Origin of the sequence: Mesorhizobium sp. M5C.F.Ca.IN.020.32.2.1 (genome assembly GCF_004023105.1) — a bacterium.
Lineage (GTDB): Bacteria > Pseudomonadota > Alphaproteobacteria > Rhizobiales > Rhizobiaceae > Mesorhizobium > Mesorhizobium wenxiniae.
On sequence record NZ_RZSX01000189.1, the window covers coordinates 1 to 8607 of the forward strand.

The 8607-nt window shown below is 64.3% G+C and carries 11 protein-coding genes; 8 read left to right on the top strand and 3 right to left on the bottom strand.

What is annotated here, in order from left to right:
• From EOA86_RS12105 to rpsP, 7 genes are all read left to right on the top strand, one after another.
• The coding region (locus EOA86_RS12105) for an FAD-dependent oxidoreductase (RefSeq protein WP_164891698.1) at window positions 1–390 on the top strand (390 nt) is incomplete at its 5' end.
• Between the two features lie 100 nt (window positions 391–490).
• A complete protein-coding gene (locus EOA86_RS12110) occupies window positions 491–1582 on the top strand; it encodes a putative zinc-binding metallopeptidase (protein WP_127209847.1) in 1092 nt (363 codons plus the stop codon).
• A gap of 63 nt (window positions 1583–1645) precedes the next feature.
• On the top strand, window positions 1646–2245 hold the full coding sequence (locus EOA86_RS12115; RefSeq protein WP_127209848.1) for a DUF1236 domain-containing protein: 600 nt from the start codon (window positions 1646–1648) through the stop codon (window positions 2243–2245).
• 202 nt (window positions 2246–2447) lie between these two features.
• Complete coding sequence (locus EOA86_RS12120; protein ID WP_127209849.1) at window positions 2448–3413, top strand: type II CAAX endopeptidase family protein; 966 nt, start codon at window positions 2448–2450, stop codon at window positions 3411–3413.
• Between the two features lie 310 nt (window positions 3414–3723).
• On the top strand, window positions 3724–5340 hold the full coding sequence (ffh, locus tag EOA86_RS12125; protein WP_128341845.1) for a signal recognition particle protein: 1617 nt from the start codon (window positions 3724–3726) through the stop codon (window positions 5338–5340).
• A 7-nt stretch (window positions 5341–5347) separates the two neighbouring features.
• Entirely contained in the window at window positions 5348–5674 is a 327-nt protein-coding gene (locus EOA86_RS12130; RefSeq protein ID WP_127209851.1) for a chorismate mutase, read from the top strand.
• A gap of 44 nt (window positions 5675–5718) precedes the next feature.
• Window positions 5719–6120: a 30S ribosomal protein S16 gene (gene rpsP / locus EOA86_RS12135; RefSeq protein ID WP_027153676.1), complete on the top strand. Its 402-nt coding sequence runs from the start codon at window positions 5719–5721 to the stop codon at window positions 6118–6120.
• 68 nt (window positions 6121–6188) lie between these two features.
• Here rpsP and EOA86_RS12140 read toward each other — a convergent pair whose 3' ends face one another.
• The 3 genes from EOA86_RS12140 to EOA86_RS12150 all read right to left on the bottom strand — a co-directional run bounded on the left by EOA86_RS12140 (window position 6189) and on the right by EOA86_RS12150 (window position 8046).
• The gene (locus EOA86_RS12140; protein WP_065007301.1) at window positions 6189–6452 is read right to left on the bottom strand and encodes a YMGG-like glycine zipper-containing protein; all 264 of its coding nucleotides are present in this window, start codon (window positions 6450–6452) and stop codon (window positions 6189–6191) included.
• A gap of 153 nt (window positions 6453–6605) precedes the next feature.
• Entirely contained in the window at window positions 6606–7016 is a 411-nt protein-coding gene (locus EOA86_RS12145; RefSeq protein WP_127209852.1) for a DoxX family protein, read from the bottom strand.
• A gap of 124 nt (window positions 7017–7140) precedes the next feature.
• The gene (locus tag EOA86_RS12150) at window positions 7141–8046 is read right to left on the bottom strand and encodes a bestrophin family ion channel (protein WP_128341847.1); all 906 of its coding nucleotides are present in this window, start codon (window positions 8044–8046) and stop codon (window positions 7141–7143) included.
• A 155-nt stretch (window positions 8047–8201) separates the two neighbouring features.
• On the opposite strand from EOA86_RS12150, the gene EOA86_RS12155 reads away from it, so the two are divergent.
• Window positions 8202–8607, top strand: a 406-nt coding sequence (locus EOA86_RS12155; protein WP_128341849.1) for an ACT domain-containing protein, incomplete at its 3' end; no start/stop codon positions are given.

Sequence of the window (8607 nt, forward strand, 5' to 3'; positions counted from 1 at the left end):
ATCTACCTCCTTTGCTTTCCCTTCGACCTCGACCTGATGGTCGGCTTCGTCGGCGGCGATTTCGCCTGGGAGATGTCGGCGGCGGGCGAGGCGGCGGGCGTCGACTTCGTCGTCGACCGGCTGTGCGCCATATTCGGCGGGGACGTGCGAAAACATGTCGGGCGCGCCATGATGACCAATTGGGGCGGCGAGCGGTTCGTGCGCGGCGCCTATGCGGCGGCCCGCCCCGGCCGTTCGCAGGCGCGCGCCACGCTGATGCAGCCGGTGGCGGAAAAAATCTTCTTCGCCGGCGAGCATCTGGCCGGTCCGCTGATGCAGACCTGCGGCGGCGCCAGGCTGTCGGGCGAGGCGGTGGCGAGAACGGTCGCCGCCCAGCTTGCGGCAAAATAGCATTAGCAGGAACGCCGGCCGCCGACAGGCGTTTGGGCGATATGCCGCTCCGCACTATATCCGGACCTGATGATTTGAGACCTGATGATTTGAGATTGGGATGAAGCTCTTCGCTTGCCCGCATTGCGGCCACCGCCTCTATTTCGAGAACGCCCAGTGCCTGAACTGCGCCAGCCCCGTGCTGTACGATCCCGGGCATGCGCGCTTCGTGTTGTTAGGCGCCGGCGGCGTTTTCCAGTGCACCAATGCCGACGAGTGCGCCTGCAACTGGATGGCGGAACCCGGCCATGCCTTCTGCCGCGCCTGCGAGCTGAACCAGCTGATCCCGGACCTTTCGGTCGATGGCAACCGCCGTCGTTGGATCCGCGTCGAAGCGGCTAAGAAGCGGGCAATCTATTCGCTGCTCGCCGCCGGACTGCCGGTCGTGCCCAAGCTGAACGCCGGCGACGAGGCCGGCCTGGCCTTCGACTTCCTCGCCGATCCGATCGGCGGCCCAGGGGGCGCGCGCATCCTGACCGGCCATGACAACGGCCTGATCACACTGAATGTCGCCGAGGCGGACTCGGCCGAGCGCGAAAGACGGCGCGTCGAGATGGGCGAGAACTACCGTACGTTGCTCGGGCATTTCCGCCACGAGCTCGGCCACTATTACTGGGACCGCCTGATCCGCGACGACCCGCAACGGCTTGCCGCCTTCCGCGCATTGTTCGGCGACGAGCGCATCGATTACGAGCAGGCGCTGAAGACCTACCATGCCGAAGGTGCTGCGCCCGACTGGCAGCAGGACCACATTTCCGCCTATGCCACGTCTCATCCCTGGGAGGACTGGGCCGAGACATGGGCACACCACCTGCACATCACCGATACGCTGGAGATGGTGCATGCACTGAATTTCCCGCTCGGCCGACTGGAAACGGTAGAGGCCAACGAGCTGTCGCGCAGCGACACCGGCGGCGAACTGCAACCGGCGCCGTCGGAACCTGCCGCCGTTCCCGAACCGTTCGAAAAGATCCTGGCCCGCTGGCTGGTGCTGTCGGAAGCGTCCAACTCGATCAACCGCTGCATGGGCCTGCCGGACCTTTATCCCTTTATCATCTCGGAGGTGACCGCACGGAAGCTGGCCTTCGTCCATGAACTGCTGGCTGACGTGAAAGAAACCGGAACAAAACGTGAGCCGGCCGAGGCGTTTTAGCCGGAACGCATGAAGCCCTGTTTCGTTTTCGTTCGTGAGGGACCATCAAAACGGAGCGAAACCATGAACCGCATACTGTTTCCTGCTGTCGCCGGAGCGCTTGTCGCGATGTCGGGTACAGCCTTGGCCGATACCGCTGTCTCGGCTGTCGCCGATCTCAACATTCGAGCCGGCCCCGGCCCGCAATACCCGGTCATCGGCGTGCTCGCCGCCGGCCAGTCGGCAACGCTTGATGGCTGCATCCAAAACAGCAAGTGGTGCACCATAGCCGAGGCCAATGGCCAGGGCTGGATTTATTCCGACTATGTGACGGCCGATTTCGGCGGCAACGAGGTCGTCCTGACCCGGCGCCCGGCCGACGCAGACATTACCATCGTCGAAGCGCCCGCCGACGTCGACGATCCCGACGTCTATACCGGAGCGATCGTCGCTGGCGAGCCGATCGAGCCGATCAGGCGGCCTCCGGCCGAGGTCCGCACCTACATCGAGACCAACCGGGTCGACCCGGTCTATCTCGAGGGCGAGGTGGTTACCGGCGCGACCTTGCCCGATACCGTCGAGTTGCGCGAGATTCCGGACTACGACTACCGCTATGTCTATGTGAACGGTCAGCCGGCACTGGTCGATCCCGGCACCCGACGCATCATGTACGTCGAGCGCTGACATCAGCGAGCAATCAGGCGGCCGCCCGGCGCGAGCCGACGGCGGCCACCTCTGTCCGATATCGTTAACCTGAGCTTCGTGCTGGAGCGGCGTGCCCGCCGTTCCAGCCTTCTGTTCGAAGATTGGATTTCCCAAAACCGGTTCCACTTTTAGGGCCGATGCTCTAGATCATGCGACCCGATGCATCAGGCAAGGAACCCGCGTGATATCAGACCCTGTCGCGTTCGAGCGCTACCGGCGCTCCCCCAACGCCAAGACGACCCTGCCGCGGCTCCTGCTCGGAACGGCGATCGTCGTCCTGTTCTGGGTCGCGACAACCGTCGTCGTGCTGTTCGGCGGCGCCTATGTTTTTGTTATCTGGCAGGCATCGTCCGGCGCGCCGATGGAAGGAGGGGCGGTGCAGAATTTCATGGCCTCGCCCGCCGGGATCCTCGCCGCGCTCGCCTCCTTTGCCGGGATCTGGCTCGGCCTGTGGGCTGCCATGCGCTGGGTCCATCGCGAGCCGCTGATGGCGCTGATCGGCACCAGCCGCCGCGTTTCGCGCTCAGGATTTCTTAGGGGATTGGCCGCGGTGTTGATCACATCGCTGCTCTCCGAGATCCTGCTCTATCTCCTGCAGCCCGAGATTGCGCGCGGCGCGATCGGTCTGTCGTCTTGGCTGCTGTTCCTGATCCCGATTGGTGCGCTGACCTTGCTGCAGACCTCGTCCGAAGAGGTGCTGTTTCGCGGCTATCTTCTCAGGGGCCTGGCCAACCGGTTTCAAAACCCCTTCATCTGGGCGCTGCTGCCAGGACTTCTATTCACTTCGATGCATTGGAGCCCAAGCTCGACGGCCGCCGTCAATGCCTGTGTGCTGGCCTCGATCGCCGCTTTTGCGCTGCTCCTGACGCTTGTGGTCTATGCCACCGGCAATCTCGGCGCGGCCTTCGGCGCTCATCTCGGCAACAATCTCGCCGGTTTCCTGCTGATTTCGCATCAGCAGAGCTACAATTCCTTCGCCCTGTTCAACGCCAGGCCGCTCGAAGGCCCCGGCTGGACGACGCTTGATGCCGTCCTCATCGCGGCAATCGGCATCGGCTGCAGCCTGTTGACTGTTCTGCTGCTGCTGCATCAGCGCTCGCCGCTGAAGGTCGAGCCGGATATTTCGTACCCCGGCGGCCCAAGCTGACGCGCATCATGCCGGTGGTGCTGCCATAAACCGAACCGGCCCGGTTCAGCGTATTCGGCCCCGCGCCTTGACTCCGCGGCCGATTTCCTGTCTACACGCCGCGAATTCCGCGACGAGTATCCCTCCGAGCAAGCCGACCGGGACGCCGAAGCCTCTTTGAGGTGTCGTGCTGTAAATCGATCCTGGAGGCCAACATCCGGCAGCGCTGTTGCGCCCCCGGGTGCTTTTTGGCTTTGGGCTTTACTTGGATACTGGGCGCGAACGCATTACTTCTCGGGCATCATCCGGGTGCCAGGGAAAAGGAAAAAGAATGTTTGAATCGCTGCAAGAGCGCCTTGGTTCGATCCTGAACGGCCTCACCGGCCGCGGTGCCCTGTCCGAGGCCGATGTCTCCGCGGCGCTGCGCGAGGTGCGCCGTGCGCTGCTCGAGGCCGACGTTGCGCTGGAAGTGGTGCGTTCCTTCACCGGCAAGGTACGCGAGAAGGCCGTCGGCGCCGCTGTGCTGAAGTCGATCAAGCCCGGGCAGATGGTCGTCAAGATCGTCCATGACGAGCTGGTCGAGATGCTGGGCGCCGAGGGCGTCGCCATCGACCTCAATGCACCGGCTCCGGTCGTCATCATGATGGTCGGCCTGCAGGGTTCCGGCAAGACCACGACATCGGCCAAGATCGCCAACCGCCTCAACGAACGTCAGAACAAGAAGGTTCTGATGGCCTCGCTCGACACGCGGCGTCCCGCCGCGCAGGAGCAGCTCCGTCAGCTCGGCGAACAGGTCAAGGTCGCCACGCTGCCGATCGTCGAGGGCCAGACGCCGGTCGACATCGCCCGCCGCGCCGTGCAGGCGGCAAAGCTCGGCGGCCATGACGTCGTCATCCTCGACACCGCCGGCCGCACCCATATCGACGAGCCGCTGATGGTCGAGATGGCCGACATCAAGAAGGTGTCGTCGCCGCACGAAATTCTTTTGGTCGCCGATTCGCTGACCGGCCAGGACGCCGTCAATCTGGCGAAAAGCTTCGATGAGCGCGTCGGCATCACCGGGCTGGTGCTGACCCGCATGGACGGTGATGGCCGTGGTGGTGCAGCACTTTCCATGCGCGCCGTCACCGGCAAGCCGATCAAGCTGATCGGCACCGGCGAGAAAATGGACGGGCTGGAGGAATTCCATCCCAAGCGCATCGCCGACCGCATCCTCGGCATGGGCGACATCATCAGCCTCGTCGAAAAGGCTGCCGAAAACATCGACGCCGAGCAGGCGGCGGCGATGGCCAAGAAGATGCAGTCGGGCAAATTCGACCTGAACGATCTTGCCGGCCAGCTTCAGCAGATGTCGAAGATGGGCGGCATGGGCGGCATCATGGGGATGATGCCGGGCATGGGCAAGATGAAGGACCAGATGGCCGCCGCCGGTCTCGACGACAAGATGTTCGGCCGCCAGCTCGCCATCATATCATCGATGACCAAGGCCGAGCGCGCCAACCCCGATATTCTGAAACACTCGCGCAAGAAGCGCATCGCCGCCGGCTCCGGCACCGATGCGGCCGAGATCAACAAGCTCCTGAAGATGCACCGCGGCATGGCCGACATGATGAAGGCGATGGGTGGCAAGGGCAAAGGCGGTGGCCTGATGCGCGGCATGATGGGCGGGCTGGCGCAGAAGATGGGCCTCGGCGGCATGATGCCAGGGGGTATGGGAGGCATGGGTGGCCCGGGCGGCATGATGGGCGGCGGCATGCCGGATCTGCCCAAGATGGACCCCAAGCAGCTCGAAGCCTTGCAGAAGCAGGCACAGGCGGCCGGTCTCGGCATGAAGGGCCTGCCCGGTGGCCTTCCCAGTGGGGGTGGCGGCCTGCCTGGGCTGCCCGGCGGCATGAAGCTTCCTGGCTTGGGCGGTGGCGGGCTTCCCGGCCTTGGCAAGAAGAAGTGAGGGCGCCATGAACGAAGAAAAGGACATGGCCGACGCACGTGCGGCGCTGGTCGACTACCGCTCCTCGATCGACAACATCGACGCAGCGCTCATCTACATGCTGGCGGAGCGTTTCCGCTGCACCAAGGCGGTCGGCGAGCTGAAGGCGTCGCATGGCCTGCCGCCGGCCGATCCGGCACGCGAGCAGCAGCAGATCGCCCGCCTTCGCCAACTGGCGAAGGATGCCCATCTCGACCCGGATTTCGCGGAGAAATTCCTGAACTTCGTTGTCCGCGAAGTGATCCGACATCATGAGCAGATCGCCGCATCCAACGGCGTAGCGAAAACCGGCTGAGGACCAGCCGTAAACCCGAAAATCAGAGTTTTAGGAGAAGAGAAATGCCATTGAAAATCCGGCTGGCCCGTGCGGGCTCGAAGAAGCGCCCATATTACCACGTCGTCGTCGCCGACGCCCGTTCGCCGCGCGACGGCCGTTTCATCGAGTCGCTCGGCTCGTGGAACCCGCTGCTGCCCAAGGATGGCGAGCGCGTCAAGGTCGACGCCGACCGCGTCAAGCATTGGCTCTCGCACGGCGCCCAGCCGACCGACCGCGTGCTGCGCTTCCTCGACGAGGCCGGCATTGCCAAGCGTGAGGCCCGCTCCAATCCAAAGAAGGCCGAGCCCGGCAAGAAGGCGCAGGAACGCGCCGCACTTCTGAAGAAGGCGCAGGACGATGCAGCCGCCGCTGTTGCCGCCGCGGCAGCCGCGCCGGCCGAGGCGGAAGCCGCGACCGCCGAATAATTCGCTTTCTATCCCCTATGCACGGCGGGCGCTTTGTCCGCCGTTTTGCTGTTCCGTCCGACTTATGATCAATAGCCTTCAGGGCAGCGGGCGATGTAGACGCGCCCATCGCGACCGCGATAGCGGCACCGTCCGGGTTCGGTAGCACGACCGATCAGTGCGCCGGCGAGGGCGCCGACAGCACCACCGATCACCGCCCCTTCAACGTCGTCATCGGCCACTGCAGCGCCGACAGCAGCGCCACCCAAGCCACCGACCGCCGCGCCCTGTTCGGTTCGGGAACAGGCTGCGAGCGAGGTTGCCAGTATCATCAGGACTACCAGTTTCTTCATTGTCGTTCCTCTCAAACGGGTTTTTCCGTCCTCGCCGCCACATCTTCTAACTCGCAACCAGGCGATTTGATCCGAAGACAAAGGAGAAGGGCGGCGGCAGACCGCGCCCTCTCCGGCGACGCGACCGCCACCGAACGGCTTTTGAAGCCGCCACTATCGGCTGAACGGGATCAGCGCGCGCACCCTGGGATTGCGCAGGAAAAGGCCGCCCCACAAGATGAAACCGAGATAGACGCCGAACAGTGTGTGCGAAAACAGCGGGCTGCCGATACGTATATGCGTCGCGATGGCGCCACCGAGGTAGGCGGTGAGCAGGATGGCGCCGAGCACCGAGGTGCGCGGCACCGCATAGAGCGCGGTCGAGACCAGTCCGATGATGCCGAGCATGCGCGAGGCATTGGGATCGGCCGGCCAGCCGAGCTGCACCATGGTCTGGGTAACGATATCGAGCGGCGGCAGCTTGATGACGCCGTCGAAGATCATGAACAGCACGATGAGGGCGCTGAGCCCTCGCCCGGTCCACAGCGCGCCCGGCGTGACGGATGCTGTTTGAGACATGGTCATTGGTCCTCCGGTTGTTTCGAGCCCTCTTGGGGAGGCTCGAACCAAGGACGCGGCGTGAGGCGGCGATCCGACACGCCTACGGCCTTTTGAGCGCACGGCGCTGCCAGGAGCTTGGGAACAAACCCTAGGAGAAATAGTATTTTTCGGCGGGGATCATTTTTGGCGGCGCCTCGCCGAGCGCCTCGAACACCGAGATTTCACAAACGCGGCACAGGCCGTCGAGGGCGAGGTCGTTGGCCTCGGTGCCGAACGGGTCCTCGAGTTCCTCCGAGAGCGCGTCGAGGCCGAAGAAGGTGTAGGCGATCAGCGCCGTGAACAGCGGCGTCGCCCAGCCGGCAGTCGAGGCGAGCCCAAACGGCAGCAGCAGGCAGAAGATATAGGCGGTGCGCTGCAGGAGCAGCGTGTAGGCAAACGGAAGCGGTGTTCCCATGATGCGCTCGCAACCGGCCTGCGCTGCGGCGATTTGCGACAGGCGCTCGTCGAGGATGCGGTACCCCATGACGTCGATCGAGCCGGCCCTGTACAGCGCGGCGGCTCGCTCGCCCATCCGCCGCACCATGGCGTCGGGCGGGTTGGCCAGCTTGGCGGCACTTTCGGCCTCTTCGCCGATGAACGCTCGTGCGTCCGATGTTGCGTCCACCCGCCGAAGCAGGCCGCGCAAGAAGTGGCAGAAGGCGATCGCCTCCATCAACATCCCGCGCAGTTCGATGCGATCTTCGATCAGCCCGGTGCTGGCGCGCGCCAGATTGCGAATGTCGAAGACAAGCTGGCCCCACAGCTTGCGCGCTTCCCACCAGCGGTCATAGGCGGCATTGTTGCGGAAACCGAGATAGATCGACAGCGCCACACCGAGTAAGGCAAACGGCGCGGGGCCGGCATCGCCGAAGTCGAGCTTCAACGCCCCGACCGCCAGCACCACCAGCGCGCCATAGACACCGAAGCCGAAGATCTGCGGCAGGATGCGCGGCACCACCGAGCCGCGCATGATGAAGAACAGATGCAAGAATCCCGGGCGCGGGCGAACGATCATCGAAACCCCTTTCACGGACCGGCAATGATCCTGATCGGTTCCATTGTGCGATGCAATACGCGCATAAGCCCAGCCGTCAGCGACATGGCGGCGTCGCCTTGCCGGCTGGGGCCGAGCACGTTATCGAAAATCCGCAAGGCATTCGGGAGCAATCGATGGCCGGCGAGACCGATCTGAAGAAACTGCTGGCAACGATGACGCCGGAATTGCGTCCCGGCATCCATGTCTTCGCCACACTGCCGCCCGATGCGCCCGTGCCGGACAGCCTCGAGACGGTGATGCTGTTTCGCGAGCGCGAGGGCACGACGGTGATCGCGCTAGAGGAGGAAGCCAAGGCCGCTGGCCTGGCGACCGTCTTCCGCTGCGGGATGGTGACGCTGAACATCCATTCGTCGCTGGAGGCGGTCGGCTTCCTTGCCGCCATCACCGCGCGTCTGGCCGCCGCCGGCATGGGGGTCAATCCGGTCTCGGCCTTCTACCACGACCATTTGTTCGTGCCCGCCGACCGGGCGGAGGAGGCGATGGAGATACTAACGAGGCTGGCGGAGGAGAACCGTGATT